Here is an 18,833-nt window from a genome sequence, read left to right as displayed (position 1 = left end):
AGCCCGGCATCACGAGGTCGCAGGAGCGGTACTTGAAATCCTCACCGTAGAACCGGTGTGAAATCAGTCGTCCGCGCCGACCGTTTCGAAACCACCACGCTCACCGGCGATGATGGCGCGTTTGCCGACATGGTTGGCCGGGCCCACAATGCCTTCCTGCTCCATGCGTTCCACCAGCGAGGCAGCGCGATTGTAACCCACGGACAGGCGCCGCTGGATATAGGAGGTCGAGCACTTCTTGTCGCGCATCACCACCTTGACGGCCTTTTCATAGAGATCGTCGCTGTCATCCTCGCCCATGGCGGTCTTGTCGAAAACAGCGGCATCCTCTTCGACCTCTTCATCGGCCTCATCGGCGTCTTCCGTAACGGTGCCGAGATATTCCGGGCGACCTTGGGTCTTCAGATGCGCCACGACCTTTTCCACTTCTTCGTCCGAAACGAACGGACCGTGGACACGGGCAATGCGGCCGCCGCCCATCATGTGCAGCATGTCGCCCTGGCCGAGCAGATGCTCCGCGCCCTGTTCGCCAAGGATGGTGCGGCTATCGATCTTTGAGGTCACCTGGAAGGAGATACGGGTCGGGAAGTTCGCCTTGATCGTGCCGGTAATGACATCGACTGACGGGCGCTGGGTCGCCATGATCAGGTGGATGCCGGCAGCGCGTGCCATCTGCGCCAGACGCTGAATCGCGCCTTCGATCTCCTTGCCGGCGACCATCATCAGGTCGGCCATTTCATCGACGATGACGACGATGTAAGGCATGGCGGTGAGATCCATTTCCTCCTGCTCGTAAACCGCTTCGCCTGTCGCACGGTCAAAACCGGTCTGCACGTTGCAGAATACCGTCTCGCCCTTCGCGCGGGCGGCAGCCGCCCTTGCATTGTAACCGTCGATATTGCGCACGCCGAGACGCGACATCTTGCGATAGCGGTCTTCCATTTCGCGCACGGCCCATTTCAGCGCCATGACCGCCTTTTTCGGATCGGTGACAACGGGCGTCAGGAGATGCGGGATGCCGTCATAAACGGAAAGCTCAAGCATCTTCGGATCGACCATGATCAGGCGGCATTCTTCCGGTTTCAGACGGTAGAGCAGCGACAGGATCATGGTGTTGATGGCGACCGACTTGCCGGAACCGGTGGTGCCAGCGACCAGCAGATGTGGCATCTTGGCCAGTTCGGCGATAACGGGTTCGCCGCCGATGGTCTTGCCGAGGCAGAGCGCGAGCTTCTGGCGGGTTTCGGCGTAGTCCGTCGCTTCGATCAGTTCACGCAGATAGACCGTTTCACGCACCGGGTTCGGCAGTTCGATGCCGATGACATTGCGGCCGGGCACGACGGCAACACGCGCCGAGAGCGCCGACATGGAGCGGGCGATATCGTCGGACAGACCGATGACGCGCGAGGATTTGACGCCGGGGGCCGGCTCGAACTCGTAAAGCGTCACGACCGGGCCGGGGCGAACATCGATGATCTCGCCCTTGATGCCGAAATCCTCAAGCACGCTTTCGAGAAGCCCGGCGCTCTGTTCCAGCGCTTCGGGCGTCATGGTCGTGGTCTGCTGGACGCGTGCCTGCTGCAGAAGATCGATGGAGGGATATTCATATTCTCCCTCGGCAAAGACCGGCGCTTCGCGGAACATTGGCTGCGAGGCCTGAATGGGTGCGCGAGCGGTGAAACGCGGCTCCGCCACTATTCTTTCTGCCGGCTGGCTTTCAATCGGCTGGACCTGCTCGACGGGCCGCTGCGGCTCGACGAGCACGGAGACCTCCGCCACCGGCTGTGGCGTGATCTCCTGTTCGACGGCAGGAACGATGGCCTGACGCACACCGATTTCCCGGTACATCCGGATCGCGGAACCACCGGGCACGGTGACGACCGGAGGTTCGGACGAAAGCACGACGGCGGCGGCAGCGGGCACGGAAACAGCAGGGATAGACGCCGTCAGCGCCGGGTTCGTCAAAGCTGGGTTTACGAAGGTGGGATCGGCAAAATTGGTGCGGATATAGGCGGGAACAGTCTCCACTGCCTCACTTGGCAGATCAAGCGTCATGACTTCCCAGAACAACTCATCCGGCAGATGGGCGGCAAAGGCTGGGACGGACGCAGCCGGCACGGTAGCCTGCGGCGCAGCCGCTGGCTGTGCGTCGGGCATCGGCTGAACAGGGGAAAATACCCGCTGTGCCAGCGCTTCCACCATGGGCGCCGCCGTCAGCGGCTGAGCCGGCACCAGCGCGGCGGCCGCGGCTTCTTCTGCCTGCTTGCGGGCAAGTTCCAGACGCAATTTATAGGTCAGCGCCCTTGCACCGCGCGCATCGGGCGGCTGCGGCAGAAACGGCATGCGCTGCGGCGGCACACGCTGCTCCGCCGGTTTTACGACCGGCTGTGATGCGACAGTGGTTTCTTCCTGCGATACTGCCACTGGCTCCAGCATCTCTGGCGCGGCGACAGCAACCACTTCCTCATCGGAAATCTCGGGCTCTTCCGGGATATTCGGCGTCTCGACCGGCATGCGTCGATTAAAGGCGCTTTCCGGCGTGCGGGTAAAGCGCACATTGGGGCCAAGCACAAAAGCATTCTGCCAGCCGGGCATTTCGGCACGGCCTTCAATGGCGTCGGCTGCGCTGACATCGGCATTCGGCCGGGGCGTCGCACCCGCTTTCATCGCCGTCTGCTGCCCGGCAACCGCCTTGCCGCCGGCATGACGAGCGTTGTCGCTCCCCTCCCCTGCGTTATTGGACGAATTCTGGAATCTGGATCGGGAGAAGCTCATGGCAGCGTGCACACTCATCATAAACGTACATATTTCGGTCTCCCTGAAATAGAAAATAAAGGTTAATTACCCCTTTCCAAACCGGGCTATGGCAACAGATTTTCAACTCTTCCACAGCCAAAGAGCGGCACATCCTGACGGTGAAAGACCATCCCAAGCTGTTAATTTTAATTGATTAAATCCAGTTTTTGAGTGGCGCCATCAGGTAATGGACACGGCGGGAGAAAAGCGATTGCCGCTTTAAGGCATATTGTTTCAGCCAAGGCGCTCGCAACGTAAAATCATTGCTGTAAACCCCGCGAATTAACGTGGACACTGCCGAGGTTGCAGTCTTAAGATCGGCGCGCCGCGGGCCAAGCGGAAAGGCCCGTCTCGCCCTCATTTCCGGAGTGAAATTCATGTCGCCTGTCCAGCTTTCCCGCCGCTCGCTTCTCAAGACCTCGCTTGCGCTTGCCGCAACCACGGGACTGGCGGGAATTGCCGCAGCGCAGGAGAAATCCGGGGGGCGATTGATCGTTGCGGCCGATTCCGAGCCGAAAAACCTCAACCCGGCCATCGTCGCCTCCAACGGCGTGTTTTATATCGCCAGCAAGATCGTCGAGCCGCTGGCGGAAGCCTCCTTTAACGGCAAGGACGGGCTGGAGCCGCGGCTTGCGACCGAATGGCAGGGATCGGATGATGGCCTCAGCGCCACATTCAAGCTGCGCGAAGGCGTGACCTGGCATGACGGCAAACCCTTCACCTCGGCGGACGTGGCCTTTTCGGCGCTCTCCGTGTGGAAACCGCTGCAGAACCTCGGGCGGCTGGTCTTCGCCAATCTCGAAAAGGTGGAAACGCCCGACGACCACACGGCCGTCTTCCATTTTTCCAAGCCCACGCCGTTCCAGCTCATCCGCAATGCGCTGCCGGTGGTCACCAGCGTCGTGCCGAAACATCTCTATGAAGGCACCGATATCGCCGCCAATCCGGCCAATACCAAACCGGTCGGCACCGGTCCCTTTGTGTTTGCCGAATACAAGCCCGGCGAATATTACCGCCTGACCCGCAATCCCAATTACTGGGCCAAGAACCAGCCGCAGCTCGACGAGATCATCTATCGCGTCCTGCCCGACCGCGCGGTCGCTGCTTCGGCGCTGGAAGCGGAAGAAATCCAGCTGGCAGCTTTCTCCGCCGTACCGCTGGCCGATCTCGCCCGCATTGCCAAGCAGCCGGGCATCAAGGTGATCGCCGATGGTTACGAGGCGCTGACCTATCAGCTGGTGGTGGAAATCAACCACCGTCGCAAGGAACTGGCCGACCTGAAAGTCAGAAAGGCCATCGCCCACGCCATCGACAAGAAATTCGTCATCGACAAGGTGTTCTTGGGTTATGCCACGGCATCGACAGGTCCCGTGCCGAAAAACGCGCCGGAATTTTACACCGACGATGTCGAGACCTATGATTTCGACGTCGCCAAGGCCAACGCCCTGCTGGACGAGGCCGGTTATGCGCGCGGCCCGAACGGCACACGTTTTGCGCTGAAACTTCTGCCCGCCCCCTATTTCAACGAAACCAAGCAGTTCGGCTCCTATCTGCGTCAGGCGCTCCAGGAGATCGGCATCGATGCCGAGCTGGTCAATAACGACGCCGCCGCGCACCAGAAGGCCGTTTATACCGACCACGCCTTCGATCTTGCCATTGCACCGCCGGTGTTCCGTGGCGATCCGGCAATCTCGACCACCATTCTGGTGCGCTCCGGCATTCCGGCAGGCGTCGGCTTCTCCAATCAGGGCGGTTATGAGAACAAGACGCTCGATATGCTGATCGACAAGGCGGCGGAAACCGTGGATGCGGCTGCGCGCACCGCACTTTACAAGGATTTCCAGAAACAGGTCGCCGCCGATCTGCCGCTGATAAACGTCGCAGAATGGGGTTTCATCACGGTGGCGCGCGACACGGTCAAACATGTCGCCAGCAATCCGCGCTGGGCGGTTTCCAACTGGGCGGATACGGCGGTCGATAGCTGAGGCAGCGCCGTGAGACGCGCGGCGACATTGCTGCGGCGAAGGGCTCTCAGCACCATTCCGGTGCTGCTGATCGTTCTCATCTTCACCTTCGTCCTGCTTGAAAATGCCTCCGGTGATGCGGTGGATGCCTATCTCGTTTCCATCGGCGGCGGCGATGCCGGGCTGCGGGATGCGCTGCGCGAACAATATGGCCTCGATGGTTCGATGCTCGCCCGTTTCTGGCTTTATGCCAGTTCGGTGCTGCGGCTCGATTTCGGCTGGTCGCTTGCCTTCGACCGGCCGGTGCTGGGGCTTATCCTCGAGCGACTGCCGAACACGCTGCTCCTGATGGGCAGCGCCACGGTACTCGCCTTCATCCTCGGCACCACGCTCGGCATCATCGCCGGCGCGCGCCCCGGCGGGCTGACGGACCGTGTCCTTTCAACGCTTTCGCTTGCACTTTACGCAACGCCCGGTTTCTGGCTCGGCCTCGTGCTTGCCATCGTCTTTGCCGTGCAGCTCCGCTGGCTGCCAACCTCAGGCATCGAAACAATCGCCTCGGGCAAGCAGGGTTTTGCAAGGGCGGTGGATATCGCCCGCCATCTCGTCCTGCCCGTCGCCAGCCTCGGCCTCATCTATCTGGCGCTGTTCCTGCGCGTCATGCGCACCGCCATGGCGGCGATCTGGCCGCTGGATTTCGTGCTTTTTGCAGAAGCCAAGGGGCTTTCCAGACGGCGCATCGTGCTGCGTCACGTTGCCCGCAACGCGGCGCTGCCTCTGATCACCGTGCTTGGCCTGCAGGCCGCCACCATGCTGGGCGGCAGCGTGGTGATCGAAAGCGTCTTTGCCATTCCGGGTTTCGGCCGGCTGGCGCAGGAGGCCGTCAGCGGCCGTGACACGCCGCTCTTGATGGGCATTATCCTCACCAGCGCCGTCTTCGTCATCCTCGTCAATCTCGCCGTCGACATTCTCTATGCCGTCCTCGATCCACGCATTGGCAGCGGGGAGAGCACGGCATGAATTTCGCTCTCCGGCTCCTGCGCAGTTTCGAAGGTGTGACCGGCTTCATCATCCTCGCATTGCTTGTGGTGACGGCGCTCGCCGCGCCTCTCGTGTTTCCCGGCGATCCGCTGGCCATCGTCGGCGAGCCGCTGATCGCGCCTTTCACGGATGCGGCCCTGCCGCTCGGCACTGACCGGCTCGGCCGCAATGTGCTGGCCGAGCTTGCCCATGGCGCGCAGGCCTCCCTGCTCGTCGGCATGGGTGCGGCGGCCGCCGCCCTTGTTATCGGCACCGTCATCGGCACGATTGCCGGTTTTGCCGGCGGCCTCGTGGATGAAGCGCTGATGCGCGTCACCGATGCCTTCCAGATCGTGCCGAATTTCCTGCTGGCGCTCGCCTTCGTCAGCACCATCGGCCCCTCCATGCCCATTGTCATTCTGGCCATTGCGCTCGGCGCATGGGCGGATCCGGCGCGGCTGATGCGGGCGCAGGTGTTGAGCATCCGCGAGCGTGACTTTGTGCAATCCGCCCGCGCCATCGGCATGCATCCGCTGGAAATCGCCTTCCGGCAAATATTGCCCAACGCCCTGCCGCCGGTTCTGGCGCTGGCCGCCATCATCGTCGCCGCTGCCATCCTCACCGAGGCGGCGCTGTCCTTCCTCGGGCTTGGCGATCCCAATATCGTTACCTGGGGGTCGATGATCGCCGAGGGACGCAACGTGCTCCGCTCGGCGGCGTTCCTGTCCGTCATCCCCGGCATCGGCCTGCTGGTTACCGTGCTCGGCGTCTATCTTTTCGGAGAAGGCATCAACAGGGCGATGGCGACGAGGAGGCTGACGCCATGAGCGGCAACGCACTTTGCCGGATAGACGATCTCAGCGTCCGTTATGCAGCGGCCGACGCACCGGCGTTGCGCAGGGTTTCCCTGACGATACGGCAGGGAGAAAGGCTGGCGATCATCGGCGAAAGCGGTTCGGGCAAATCCACGCTCGGCAAGGCGATCGCCGGGCTTCTGCCCGCAAGCGCGCAGGTTTCGGGTGATATATCCTGGAGCCGAGACAGCGGCCTTTTCACCGGCAGACCGATGCCGGGCCGCGATATCGGCACGATCTTTCAGGATACCGGCGCGACGCTGAACCCGGTTCTGACCATCGGCGAACAGGTGGCCGAAGTCGCGGTGCGGCATCTCGGTCTCTCCTGGCGGCAGGGGCGCGATCTTGCCCGCGATCTTCTGGAAAGGGTGCGGCTGCCACATCCTTCACACCTGCTTTCCGCCTATCCGCACCAGCTTTCCGGCGGACAGAGGCAGCGTGTGGCGATTGCCGCCGCCATTGCGGCGCGTCCCGCGATCCTGATTGCCGACGAGGCGACGAGCGCTCTCGACACGGTAACCCAGGCGGCAATCGCCGCCCTGCTGGATGGTCTCGTGCGCGAAGAGGAAACAACGCTTGTTTTCATCACCCATGATATCGGCCTTGCCTCCAGCCTTGCCGATGACATCGCCGTTCTGAGCGCCGGAGAACTTGTGGAACACGGCCCGGCCCGCCGGGTACTTTCCGCACCCACACATCCTTACACCCGCACGCTGCTTGCCGATTATCTCGATCTTTCGACCCCGCCGCTCATCAGCGAGGCCGTGCCATGAACGAAACCCTTCTGAGCGTGGATGGCCTGTCCAAGACTTACCGGACCGGCTCAAGAACGGTGCGGGCGCTCTCCGGTATCTCGTTTTCGCTCAAGCGTGGCGAGACGCTGGGGCTGGCCGGCCCCTCCGGCTGCGGAAAATCGACGCTGGCACGCATCCTCATGCGGCTCATTCTTGCCGACGAGGGCGCTGCTGTGCGTTTTGAAAACCGCAACTGGCTTGCGCTTGGCGGCAGCGAATTGCGCGCCGCCCGGCAGCAGATGCAGATGGTGTTTCAGGATACGCATGGAGCCTTCAACCCACGCGCCACCGTTGAAGACGCCATAAGCGAGCCCCTGCGCATTCACCGTATCGTTAAAAGACGCGACCGTGCGGCGGAAATATCCCGCCTTCTCGACCGCGTCGGCCTGCCCGCTGCCTATGCCGGCCGCTCCGTCTTCGAGCTTTCGGGCGGGCAGAGGCAGCGCGTGGCCATTGCCCGCGCCATCGCGCTCAAGCCGTCGCTCCTCATTATGGACGAAGCGGTCTCGGCACTCGATGTTTCGGTTCGCCGGCAGATCCTTGAACTGCTGGTGGAAATACAGCGGGAAATGGCGATTTCCTGTATTTTCGTATCCCACGATCTCGCCGTCATCCGCGCTGTCTGCCACCGTGTCGCGATCATGGAGACGGGGCGGATCGTCGAAATCGGCGAGACGGGAGCGATCATTTCCGCCCCGCAATCCTCGACCGCCAGAAGCCTGATCGATGCTGCACCGCGGCTCATCACCACCCTGCAAGGATAAGACATGCCTGCCCCGGATTACGCATTGCTCCTCGACCCACCCGCTTTCCCTGCCGAGCGTTACGCCATGCTGGCCGACCGGCTGGCGGCCCTGATGGGCACCGAAAACGACGTGCTGCTAATACAGGCGGAAGCCGTGCTGGCGCTGGAGGCAGCGGCGACAAGCCTTGCGCGGCCGGGGTTGAGGGCGCTCAATATCGTCACCAGCCCCTATGGCGCATGGTTCGGCGGCTGGCTGGAACGCGGCGGCGCGGCGGTGCACAACCTGACGGCCAGCCCGGCAAAGCCGGTGACGCTCGCCGAGGTGGAGCGGGCTCTGGATGACGGGCCGGGTTTCGATCTTCTCGCCATCGTGCATGCGGAATCGGCAAGCGGCATTCTCAACCCGCTGCCCGCCATTGCCGCGCTGGCGCAGACCAGAGGCGTCGTCACGCTGGTGGATGCCGTCGCCTCCATTGGCGGCCACCCTTTCGAGGTTGACCAGCTGGGTATTGATATCGCCGTCATCGGCCCGCAGAAGGCGCTGGCCGGCCCGGCAGGCGTATCGGCCATTTCGGTCAGCCCGAAGGCATGGGAGCTTCTTTCGCACGACAAGGCGCCCACCAATTCCATGCTTTCGCTTCTCGACCAGAAACAGCTCTGGCTCGATGCCGGCCGTGGCGCGCTGCCCGGAACGCCGGCACCGCTGGAATTTTACGCGCTGGACGCCGCACTCGACAGGATCGAGGCGGAGGGTCTGCCAGCCGCCAATGAGCGCCACGAGCGGGCAGCGGCTGCCACCCGTCATGGCATCAGGGCGCTCGGCATCGCCAACTGGGTGGAGGAAGCGCATGCCTCAGCCCTCGTTTCCACGGCCGTCCTGCCGGATACCGTCGAAGCCGGAGCGTTTCACGCCGCTGTATCCAGACAGCATGGCGCGGATATTTCCGTCGGCGTCGGCCCCGGCGCGGAACGGTTGATAAGGCTCAACCACACCGGCCGGCGCGCGCATCCGCAGGCGGTGAAAGCCAATATCGCCGCTGTCGCGAACGCCCTGAAGACACTCGGTCATTCAACAAACACCGATTCCGCGCTGGAAGCGGCCGAGAAGAGCTATTCCGAAGCCTCGGCGAAAGAGGTCTGACGGCAGGGATAAACATTCATTGCGTGAAATCCGGCCCCGGTGAAACGCCAATCACGACATTGTTGTTAAAATTGGTAGACAAATTCCATGGCCAATCTTGACGAAATCATGGCAACGCGCGAAACTTAACACACCGTTAACTCGCGTGAAGAAGGGAACTGGCCATGGTAGCAGGGTTCAATATGCTCTCCTTTGACCTCTTTGGCATCGGCCGAAGAATGCCCGTCGTCAATGAGCGGGTGGAGACCGAGTTTCAGGACAAAACACCGCGCAGACCGGACAACGAACCTCATGACGACGACCGCGATCAGGAATATGAACTGTTCTTCTGGTCGCTTTATCCGGTGATTTAAGTTTGTGACTACAGGCCGCGAACGCGTCGCCAAGAGCGCCAAAACCACACTCGGCGTCATCCTCGGCCCTGCGCCGAGGATCTAACCACTTCTAATAAAATCAATCGGTTGCAGATCCTCGGGACAAGCCCGAGGATGACGACTGAGGGTCTAGCAAGCCTCGGCATTCATTTGATGACGTCGTGCCCGGTTTACGTCCGCAACGTTGCGAACGCCTCCGAACACCTGCTAAATCAATATAATCCAGCATATCTCATCAGCTAGACCTGACAGCTGCGGCACAGGCAGGAATAACGATGGAGAGGAGCAAGCCCTCCCCATCATTGAAACGTCAACCACGCCGCCTCAGTGGTTATCGCGCGGCAGGCCCTTGGTCTGGGCGATGCGCTGATACTTTACGGCCGGTTCCAGAACCGCGCCGGTTTCCATCTGGCTGACGATACCGCGCTGGATTTCCTGCCACGGCGTCTGGTGGTCGGGGAACTTATAACCGCCCTGAGCTGCCAGCGCCTCGTAACGCTTGGCGAGCTCTTCACCTGATATCAGGATATCGGCCTTGCCGCGGCCCACATCGATGCGGACGCGGTCACCCGTCTGCAGAATAGACAGACCGCCGCCGGCCGCCGCTTCCGGCGAGGCATTGAGGATGGATGGGCTGCCCGACGTGCCGGACTGGCGGCCATCGCCGATGCAGGGCAGCGAACTGACGCCTTGCTTCAGAAGGTAATCCGGCGCGCGCATGTTCACCACTTCCGCTGCGCCCGGGTAACCGATCGGACCGGCGCCGCGCATGAACAGGACGGTGTTGGCATCGATGCCAAGCGACGGATCGTCGATGCGATGATGGTAATCCTCGGGACCATCGAACACCACGGCGCGGCCTTCGAAGGCTTCCGGATCATCAGGGTTGGAGAGGTAACGGCCGCGGAATTCTTCCGAAATCACGCTTGTCTTCATGATGGCCGAGGAGAACAGGTTGCCGCGCAGAACGCGGAAGCCAGCACGCTCCTTGAGCGGCTGCTCATAGGGACGGATGACCTTCTCGTCCTCGATGATCGCGCCACGGCAATTGTCGCCGATGGTCTTGCCGTTGACGGTCATGGCGTCTTCCATGATCAGCCCCTGGGTCATCAGCTGGTTGACGACAGCGGGAACACCGCCAGCGTGGTAATAATCCTCGCCGAGATATTCGCCTGCCGGCTGCAGGTTGACGAGCAGCGGCACGTCTTCGCCATAGGTCTGCCAGTCATCCACCGTCAGCTCGACGCCGACATGGCGGGCAAGGCCGTTTAGATGGATCGGCGCGTTAGTGGAACCGCCGATCGCCGAATTGACGCGGATGGCGTTGATGAAGGCATCCTTGGTCATGATGTCTGATGGTTTCAGGTCTTCCCTGACCATGTCAACGATGCGCAGGCCGGTGAGGTAAGAGACTTCCTGACGGTCACGGTAAGGCGCCGGAATGGCGGCGGAGCCGGGAAGCTGCATGCCCAGCGCTTCGGCGAGCGAGTTCATGGTCGTTGCCGTGCCCATGGTGTTGCAATAACCGGTGGACGGGGCAGACGAGGCAACGAGCTTGACGAAGCCCTGGTAATCGATCTCGCCCTTCGCCAGCAGTTCGCGGGCCTTCCAGACGATGGTGCCGGAACCGGTGCGCTCACCGCGGAACCAGCCGTTCAGCATGGGACCGACAGAAAGGGCGATGGCCGGAATGTTGACGGTGGCCGCCGCCATAAGACAGGCAGGTGTGGTCTTGTCGCAGCCGATGGTCAGAACAACGCCGTCGAGCGGATAGCCATAAAGCACTTCCACGAGGCCGAGGTAAGCCAGGTTGCGATCAAGACCAGCAGTCGGACGTTTGCCGGTTTCCTGGATCGGATGCACCGGGAATTCGATGGCGATGCCGCCGGCTTCACGAATGCCTTCACGCAGACGGTTGGCGAGTTCCAGATGATGACGGTTGCAGGGCGAAAGGTCGGAACCGGTCTGCGCGATACCGATAATCGGGCGGTCGGACTGAAGCTCGGCCTGGCTGAGACCGAAGTTCATGTAACGCTCGAGATAAAGCGCGGTCATGTCCGCATTGGCTGGGTTGTCGAACCAGGCGCGCGAGCGGAGCTTGCCCTGAGTTGCAGGAAGATTATCAGATGTCGTCATGATGCGGGTCTCCAGCCGGAAGTGGCCAACGGTAAAATATTACGAAATGCGACAAGCTTATGTTGTGCGCAAGAAAAATGGAATCAGCTTCTCGGAGATCACGCATAACCGACAGTGCAAGCCCAGACGAGTGGCATTGGGCTGCTCTTCGGCTTTAACCGAATATTTTTCGGTATTTACGGCCATCGCGGAACTGCGCAACGGAATCTCCCTCCCTCTTTTGCCGGTTTAATCACAGGTCCTGTGACCCAAAATCCCGACAAAAATCATCTTCTTATTTGTATTACTATTAGACCTTGCCACATCCTGTCAAGCGATATAGCGCTTGACAAAGCGGGAATGCCGGCTGTTCGAACCAGAAAACGTGAATATCTTATACTACTGATTTATATAGATTTATTCCAGAATTTCATGATTTTGGCGTCATTTTAAAATTGAAATATGCGAAAATGCCCCTTTTCAAGAGTATTACTATATGCTCATAGTGTGTCCGTCACGCTGACATCATCTCTGGGAGGAATAAGATGAGAAAAGCTCTCGCGACAGTCACTGTCGCCGTTTCGCTGTGCCTTGCATCCAGTGTTTCCGCAAAATCGCTCACCGTTGGTTTCTCGCAGATCGGTTCGGAATCCGGCTGGCGTGCAGCTGAAACCACGGTCACCAAGCAGCAGGCCGAGAAACGCGGCGTCACGCTGAAATTCGCCGACGCGCAGCAAAAGCAGGAAAACCAGATCAAGGCCGTTCGCGGCTTTATCGCGCAGGGCGTCGATGCAATCCTGATCGCACCGGTCGTCGCAACCGGCTGGGACGCCGTTCTGAAAGAAGCCAAGGAAGAAAAGATCCCCGTCATCCTGCTCGATCGCCAGATCGAAGCGCCTGACGATCTTTATCTGACAGCCGTTACCTCGGACCAGGTCCACGAAGGCAAGGTTGCCGGCGACTGGCTGGTGAAGGATGTCGGTTCGAAGGACTGCAAAGTCGTCGAACTTCAGGGCACGACCGGCTCTTCGCCTGCCATCAACCGCAAGAAGGGCTTCGAAGAAGCCATTGCTTCGCACAAGAACATCAAGATCGTGCGCTCGCAGACGGGTGACTTCACCCGTACCAAGGGCAAGGAAGTAATGGAAAGCTTCATCAAGGCCGAAGGCGGCGGCAAGGATATCTGTGCCGTTTACGCCCACAATGACGACATGGCCGTCGGCGCAATCCAAGCCATCAAGGAAGCCGGTCTGAAGCCCGGAACCGACATCAAGGTCGTCTCCATCGATGCCGTTCCTGATATCTTCAAGGCCATGGCGGCCGGAGAAGCCAATGCGACGGTGGAACTGACGCCCGACATGGCCGGCCCGGCCTTCGACGCGCTTGAAGCCTATCTGAAAGACAAGAAGGCACCGGCGAAGTGGATTCAGACCGAATCCAAGCTCTACACGGCGTCCGACGATCCGATGAAGGTCTACGAGGCGAAGAAGGGCCTGGGTTACTAAGCCATTTCTTCGAGGAGCGGCACCTCCCCGTGCCGCTCCGTCGTCGCATTCTTATCCGGGACCTCATCAATGTCCGAAACTGCACCACTTCTGGAAGCACGCGCCATCGGTAAATCCTTTCTCGGGATCACGGCGCTGGACGGCGTTGATTTTTCGCTTGGACGCGGTGAAATCCATGCGCTTCTCGGCGAAAACGGCGCGGGCAAGTCGACGCTCATCAAAATCCTGACCGGCGTTTACCACCGCGACAGCGGCTCGATCTTTCTCGCCGGAAACGAGATATCGCCCGCCAATGTCGGCGAGGCACAGGCGCTCGGTATCGGCACCGTTTATCAGGAAGTAAACCTTCTCGAAAATCTCACGGTTGCGGAAAATCTCTTTCTCGGCCGCCAGCCGCACCGCTTCGGCATGATCGACCGGGCCTCGATGCAGAAGCAGTCACAGGCGCTGCTAACACAATACGGGCTCTCCATCGACGTCAACGCCCTGCTGTCCAGCTATTCTGTCGCCATCCGCCAGATCATCGCCATTGCCCGCGCCGTCGACCTTTCCGGCAAGGTGCTGGTGCTGGACGAGCCGACCGCCAGCCTCGACGCCCATGAGGTCGAGATGTTGTTCGGCGTGCTGAAAAACCTGCGCGCGCGCGGCATCGGCATCATCATCATCACCCATTTCCTCAATCAGGTCTATGATATCGCCGACCGCGTGACGGTTCTGCGCAACGGTCGCCTCGTCGGCACGCGCGATATCGGCAGCCTGCCCAGATCCGAACTCATCGCGATGATGCTGGGCCGCGAATTGCAGCACATCACCCACGAACATCAGGCGGCGGATGATACGGTCGTTGATGGCGAACCGCCGATCCGTTTCGAAGGTTACGGCAAACGTGGCAGCATCGCCCCTTTCGACCTTGGCATTCGCCCCGGCGAAATCGTCGGCGTCGCCGGTCTTCTCGGCTCCGGCCGCACCGAAACGGCTTTCCTGCTGTTTGGCGTCGACAAGCCCGATACCGGCAAGGCCACGATAGACGGAAAGACGGTGGCAATTTCCTCGCCCGAAGCCGCCATCACCGCCGGCTTCGGCTTCTGCCCGGAAGAGCGCAAGACGGACGGCATCATCGGCGATTTTTCGGTGACCGACAATATTGCGCTGGCACTTCAGGCCCGTCAGGGCTGGGCGCGACCATTGTCCCGGCGGCAAAAAGCGGAGCTTGCCGAAAGCTTCATCAAATCGCTTGATATCCGTCCCGCCGATCCCAACCGGCCGATAAAATTCCTGTCCGGCGGCAACCAACAGAAAGCCATTCTGGCACGCTGGCTCGCCACCCATCCCCGGCTTCTGATCCTCGATGAACCAACCCGCGGCATCGATATCGGCGCCCATGCAGAAATTCTCAAAATGATCGAAAAACTCTGTACCGAGGGCATGTCGCTTGTGGTCATCTCGTCCGAACTCGAAGAGCTGACCTCCGTTGCCCATCGCGTCGTCGTGCTCTCCGACCGCCGCCACGTCAGCGAATTGAAGGGTGGTGACGTCACCGCCGACAACATCATGCGGGCGATTGCCGACGCGGCGAAAACGGAGGCGGCATGATGGTGGCCGTGACACGACGCCTCAAGAGGCTTGCACCCCAGCTCGCCGCCCTCTTCATCATTCTGGCAGCGATTACAATCATTTCGCCTGGCTTTCTGAATGTTTCCTTACAGAACGGACGGCTCTATGGCAGTCTGATCGATATTCTCGTGCGCGCTGCCCCCGTGGCGCTTTTGACGATCGGCATGACGCTGGTGATCGCCACCAAGGGCATCGATCTGTCGATCGGCGCGGTCATCGCCATTTGCGGCGCAGTTGCCGCCACGCTCATCAGCAACGGCCATTCCATCCCCACCGTCCTTGCCGTCTCGCTTGCGGTCGGCATTGCCTGCGGCCTGTGGAACGGCGTGCTTGTCGCCCTTCTGGATATCCAGCCGATCATCGCCACGCTGATCCTGATGGTGGCGGGACGCGGCATTGCCCAGCTCATCACGGAAGGTGTCATCCTTACCTTCAACGATGACGGCTTTGCCGCCATCGGCTCCGGCTCTTTTGCCGGCATTCCCCTGCCTGTCATCATCTGGGTGGCGGCGGCTCTCGTCATCGGCGTTCTGGTGCGCAAGAGCGCGCTCGGTTTCCTGATCGAGGCGACCGGCATCAATCGCCGCGCGGCGGCCCTTGCCGGGGTGCGGGCGCGCTTCCTGCTGTTTTTCGTCTATGCTGTCTCCGGTCTCTGCGCGGCCATCGCCGGCATGATCGTGACTGCGGATATTCGCGGCGCGGATGCCAATAATGCCGGGCTGTGGCTGGAACTTGACGCCATCCTGGCGGTGGTGATCGGCGGCACATCGCTGAATGGCGGCCGCTTCTCCATCACCGCATCGCTGATCGGCGCACTCATCATCCAGACCATCAATACCGGCATTCTGGTTTCCGGTTTCCCGCCGGAATTCAACCTCATCATCAAGGCCGGCATCATCATGGTCGTCCTGACGCTGCAGTCGCCGGCGATCATGGCGGTTCTCGGCTTCGTCAGAACACCCAAGCCGCACGCAAAACCGGCTGCTGCCAACGGCATGACCAAGGAAGGAACCGCGCGATGATCCACAGCCGCAACCTGCCCTTCCTCACCACGCTGATGATCTTCGTGATCGCCTATCTGCTGTGCGTGCTGCAATATCCGGCTATCCTGTCGACACGGGTGATCGGCAATCTTCTGACCGACAATGCCTTTCTCGGCATTGCCGCCGTCGGCATGACCTTCGTCATCCTGTCGGGCGGCATCGATCTGTCCATCGGCTCGGTCATCGCCTTCACCAGTGTTTTCGTGGCCGTGATGGTCGGCACCTATAATATTCACCCGCTTCTGGCCTTCGCCATCGTGCTCGTGGTCTCCACGCTGTTCGGCTGCCTGATGGGAGCGATGATACGCTTCCTGTCTATCCCGCCTTTCGTGGTGACGCTGGCGGGCATGTTTCTGGCGCGCGGCGCTGCCTATCTGATATCCACGCAATCGGTGCCGATTTCGCACCCCTTCATCGACGAGATCCAAGGCTTTTATTTCCGCTTTCCGGGCGGTGGCAGGCTGACGGCGCTCGCCATGCTGATGCTCATCGTCTTTGCCGCCGGTATGCTGATTGCCAGCCGCACCCGCTTCGGCGCTAATATCTATGCGCTGGGCGGCAACCCGCAATCGGCCGAACTGATGGGCGTGCCGATCGGGCGCACGACAATCGGCATCTATGCGCTTTCCGGTTTCCTCTCCGGCCTCGCCGGCATCGTCTACACGCTCTACACCTCGTCGGGTTATTCGCTGGCGACGGTTGGCGTAGAGCTGGATGCCATCGCCGCAGTCGTCATCGGTGGCACGCTTCTCACAGGTGGCACGGGACTGGTGGCGGGAACGTTTGTCGGCCTGCTGATCCAGGGGCTGATCCAGACCTACATCGTTTTTGACGGAACGCTGTCATCCTGGTGGACGAAAATCGTCATTGGCGTGCTGCTTTTCGTCTTCATCGTGTTGCAGCGCGCAATCATCTGGTATTCAAACAGGAGACTGGCCGGACCACATCCGGCATAACGCAAACGGAGGCTTTCTTGGGGCTGCTCGAAACGACGATAAGCGGGCGAAAACGCCGGAACAGCCACGCCCATGTGGTCTCCGAACTCGGCAGCGCCATCGTCTCGGGCCGGATTGCGGAAGGCTCGCTGCTGCCCAATGATGCCGAACTCTCCATGCGCTTCGGCGTTTCACGCACGGTATTGCGTGAAACCATGAAGACACTGGCGGCCAAACGGCTGGTGGAACCCAAGGCCAAGGTCGGCACCCGCGTTCTTGATCGCTCGAGCTGGAATTTCTTCGATCCCGACGTGCTGGGCTGGCGCTGCGAGGCCGGCATAGACCAGGAATTCGTCAAGCATCTGGCGGAAATCCGCCTGGCGTTGGAACCGGCGGCGGCAGCAGCAGCGGCCCTGCAGGCCTCCAATGACGACATCGTGTCCCTCTATGTCATCGCCGCCAAATTCGACAATCCGAAACATACGCCGGAAACCATCGCCAAGGTCGATCTCGAATTCCACCTGGCCGTGGCGCATATGTCCGGCAATCCCTTCATGCGTTCGGCAAGCGGGCTGATTGAAGCGGCCCTTGCCATTTCCTTCCAGCTTTCCTCGCCCGCCGCCTCGCCCGGCACCATCGCCGAGATCGCCTCCAACCATCTGCGCATCGTGCATGCGATTGCCGCGCGTGATGCCGATGCGGCCGTGAAAGCCATGCGTCATGTGATCGAGGTGGGCAAGGACCGGACGCAGAACGCGATCAAGATGGTTTGAAGGCGCGCGCCTCCGGCGCGGGTGTCTGCACCTTGCCGCCGGGAAGGCGGCTGACCGGCAGAAACTCCGCTGCCACCAGCCCGAAGACGCGAGTCCTAAGCGAAACCACGGCTGACCACTTTGCATCCGCCTCTGCACGCTGCGCGTGACATCCAGGCGTTTTCATGCCATAAAACCGAAATTCCTTAACCAATCGTCTGAATTTGCGAGAGCTGCCATGAATGATGCCCTGACAGAAATGCTGCGTGGCCTGAGGCTCGACGGCGTGGAGTATGGCCGCTGCCGCCTGGCGACACCCTGGGCGACGGCTTTTCCCGAACAGGACGCGGCGCGGTTTCATTTCATCGGCGTCGGTCAGGCGAAACTGCAGAAACCTTCCGGCGAATGGCTGACGCTGACATGCGGCGATGCCGTTCTTCTGCCCCGGGGCCACGCCCATGTGCTGGGCAGTGGTGAGAGTGTGACGCCGTCTCCCTTTGATCACTTCGGCAAAAAGGAAGTCTGTCAGGGTGTTTTCGACTTGCAATGCGCGAGCGCCGGCGGTGATACCGTGGCCTTTACCGCTTCGATGCGTTTCAACATGGATAATCTGCACCCACTCCTGCAACTGATGCCGGATGTGATGTTGACCAGCGATCTGGCCAAAAGCGATCCGGCCATTCCGCATTTGCTGGAAGCCATGACCCGCGAGGTGGAGCTCAATCGCGTCGGCGCAGGCGGCATTCTGGCAAGGCTTGCCGATGTATTGACCGCAACCCTGATTCGCACATGGGTGGAACATGGCTGCGGCGATTCCAGCGGCTGGCTTGCCGCCGTGCGCAATCCCGAACTCGGCCGCGTGCTGGCCGCCATCCATCTCAACCCCGAAAAGGACTGGAGCGTGGAAGAACTCGCATCGTTGATGGGTGCATCCCGTTCCAGTTTCGCGGAACGCTTCACCCGCGTGGTGGGCGAAAGCCCGGCGCGTTATGTGGTGCGCGTACGCATGCATCAGGCACGGCTGTGGCTGCGCGAAGGCATGCGTGTGACAGTGGCAGCGGAAAAGCTCGGCTATGATTCCGAGGCCTCCTTCAGCCGCGCCTTCAAACGTGTACTCGGCGCGCCGCCAAGCCAGTTCCGCCGAAAGGATACGGCAGGGCTGGAGGAAGCGGCTTAAAAGC

General features: G+C 60.9%; 16 protein-coding genes. 13 read left to right on the top strand and 3 right to left on the bottom strand.

What is annotated here, in order from left to right; translation table 11 throughout:
- Positions 1-63: 63 nt before the first annotated feature.
- Positions 64-2,796 carry a DNA translocase FtsK gene (locus GSF67_RS22335; RefSeq protein WP_176072086.1) on the bottom strand — a complete coding sequence of 911 codons (2,733 nt, stop codon included), beginning with the start codon at positions 2,794-2,796 and terminating at the stop codon, positions 64-66.
- Positions 2,797-3,173: 377 nt separating this feature from the next.
- On the opposite strand from GSF67_RS22335, the gene GSF67_RS22330 reads away from it, so the two are divergent.
- The 7 genes from GSF67_RS22330 to GSF67_RS22300 all read left to right on the top strand — a co-directional run bounded on the left by GSF67_RS22330 (position 3,174) and on the right by GSF67_RS22300 (position 9,667).
- Positions 3,174-4,781 carry an ABC transporter substrate-binding protein gene (locus GSF67_RS22330; protein ID WP_006314788.1) on the top strand — a complete coding sequence of 536 codons (1,608 nt, stop codon included), beginning with the start codon at positions 3,174-3,176 and terminating at the stop codon, positions 4,779-4,781.
- Between the two features lie 9 nt (positions 4,782-4,790).
- Entirely contained in the window at positions 4,791-5,780 is a 990-nt protein-coding gene (locus tag GSF67_RS22325; protein WP_006314789.1) for an ABC transporter permease, read from the top strand.
- Positions 5,777-6,607: an ABC transporter permease gene (locus GSF67_RS22320; RefSeq protein ID WP_006314790.1), complete on the top strand. Its 831-nt coding sequence runs from the start codon at positions 5,777-5,779 to the stop codon at positions 6,605-6,607. The genes GSF67_RS22325 and GSF67_RS22320 overlap by 4 nt, the downstream gene beginning before the upstream one ends.
- Positions 6,604-7,407, top strand: coding sequence for an ABC transporter ATP-binding protein (locus GSF67_RS22315; protein ID WP_006314791.1), 804 nt, complete (start codon positions 6,604-6,606; stop codon positions 7,405-7,407). Before GSF67_RS22320 ends, GSF67_RS22315 begins: the two co-directional genes overlap by 4 nt.
- On the top strand, positions 7,404-8,192 hold the full coding sequence (locus GSF67_RS22310) for an ABC transporter ATP-binding protein (protein WP_006314792.1): 789 nt from the start codon (positions 7,404-7,406) through the stop codon (positions 8,190-8,192). Before GSF67_RS22315 ends, GSF67_RS22310 begins: the two co-directional genes overlap by 4 nt.
- 3 nt (positions 8,193-8,195) lie before the next feature.
- A complete protein-coding gene (locus tag GSF67_RS22305; RefSeq protein ID WP_006314793.1) occupies positions 8,196-9,314 on the top strand; it encodes an alanine--glyoxylate aminotransferase family protein in 1,119 nt (372 codons plus the stop codon).
- A 164-nt stretch (positions 9,315-9,478) separates the two neighbouring features.
- Complete coding sequence (locus GSF67_RS22300) at positions 9,479-9,667, top strand: hypothetical protein (RefSeq protein ID WP_006314794.1); 189 nt, start codon at positions 9,479-9,481, stop codon at positions 9,665-9,667.
- 345 nt (positions 9,668-10,012) lie between these two features.
- Here GSF67_RS22300 and GSF67_RS22295 read toward each other — a convergent pair whose 3' ends face one another.
- Complete coding sequence (locus GSF67_RS22295) at positions 10,013-11,824, bottom strand: IlvD/Edd family dehydratase (RefSeq protein ID WP_006314796.1); 1,812 nt, start codon at positions 11,822-11,824, stop codon at positions 10,013-10,015.
- A 524-nt stretch (positions 11,825-12,348) separates the two neighbouring features.
- On the opposite strand from GSF67_RS22295, the gene ytfQ reads away from it, so the two are divergent.
- The 5 genes from ytfQ to GSF67_RS22270 all read left to right on the top strand — a co-directional run bounded on the left by ytfQ (position 12,349) and on the right by GSF67_RS22270 (position 17,673).
- On the top strand, positions 12,349-13,308 hold the full coding sequence (ytfQ, locus tag GSF67_RS22290) for a galactofuranose ABC transporter, galactofuranose-binding protein YtfQ (RefSeq protein WP_006314797.1): 960 nt from the start codon (positions 12,349-12,351) through the stop codon (positions 13,306-13,308).
- A 69-nt stretch (positions 13,309-13,377) separates the two neighbouring features.
- On the top strand, positions 13,378-14,901 hold the full coding sequence (locus GSF67_RS22285; protein ID WP_006314798.1) for a sugar ABC transporter ATP-binding protein: 1,524 nt from the start codon (positions 13,378-13,380) through the stop codon (positions 14,899-14,901).
- Positions 14,901-15,944: an ABC transporter permease gene (locus tag GSF67_RS22280; RefSeq protein WP_006314799.1), complete on the top strand. Its 1,044-nt coding sequence runs from the start codon at positions 14,901-14,903 to the stop codon at positions 15,942-15,944. Before GSF67_RS22285 ends, GSF67_RS22280 begins: the two co-directional genes overlap by 1 nt.
- Positions 15,941-16,921 carry a galactofuranose ABC transporter, permease protein YjfF gene (gene yjfF / locus GSF67_RS22275; RefSeq protein WP_006314800.1) on the top strand — a complete coding sequence of 327 codons (981 nt, stop codon included), beginning with the start codon at positions 15,941-15,943 and terminating at the stop codon, positions 16,919-16,921. The genes GSF67_RS22280 and yjfF overlap by 4 nt, the downstream gene beginning before the upstream one ends.
- 17 nt (positions 16,922-16,938) lie before the next feature.
- Complete coding sequence (locus GSF67_RS22270) at positions 16,939-17,673, top strand: FadR/GntR family transcriptional regulator (RefSeq protein WP_006314801.1); 735 nt, start codon at positions 16,939-16,941, stop codon at positions 17,671-17,673.
- Here GSF67_RS22270 and GSF67_RS22265 read toward each other — a convergent pair.
- Entirely contained in the window at positions 17,660-17,839 is a 180-nt protein-coding gene (locus tag GSF67_RS22265) for a hypothetical protein (protein ID WP_128822054.1), read from the bottom strand. The genes GSF67_RS22270 and GSF67_RS22265 overlap by 14 nt on opposite strands.
- Positions 17,840-17,890: 51 nt before the next feature.
- On the opposite strand from GSF67_RS22265, the gene GSF67_RS22260 reads away from it, so the two are divergent.
- Positions 17,891-18,829 carry an AraC family transcriptional regulator gene (locus GSF67_RS22260; RefSeq protein ID WP_006314803.1) on the top strand — a complete coding sequence of 313 codons (939 nt, stop codon included), beginning with the start codon at positions 17,891-17,893 and terminating at the stop codon, positions 18,827-18,829.
- Positions 18,830-18,833: the final 4 nt, after the last annotated feature.

Source organism: Agrobacterium sp. CGMCC 11546 (assembly GCF_013365515.1).
GTDB lineage: Bacteria > Pseudomonadota > Alphaproteobacteria > Rhizobiales > Rhizobiaceae > Agrobacterium > Agrobacterium fabrum.
Note: the sequence above shows the minus strand (reverse complement) of the source record. Positions and strands in the feature narration are given on the sequence as shown.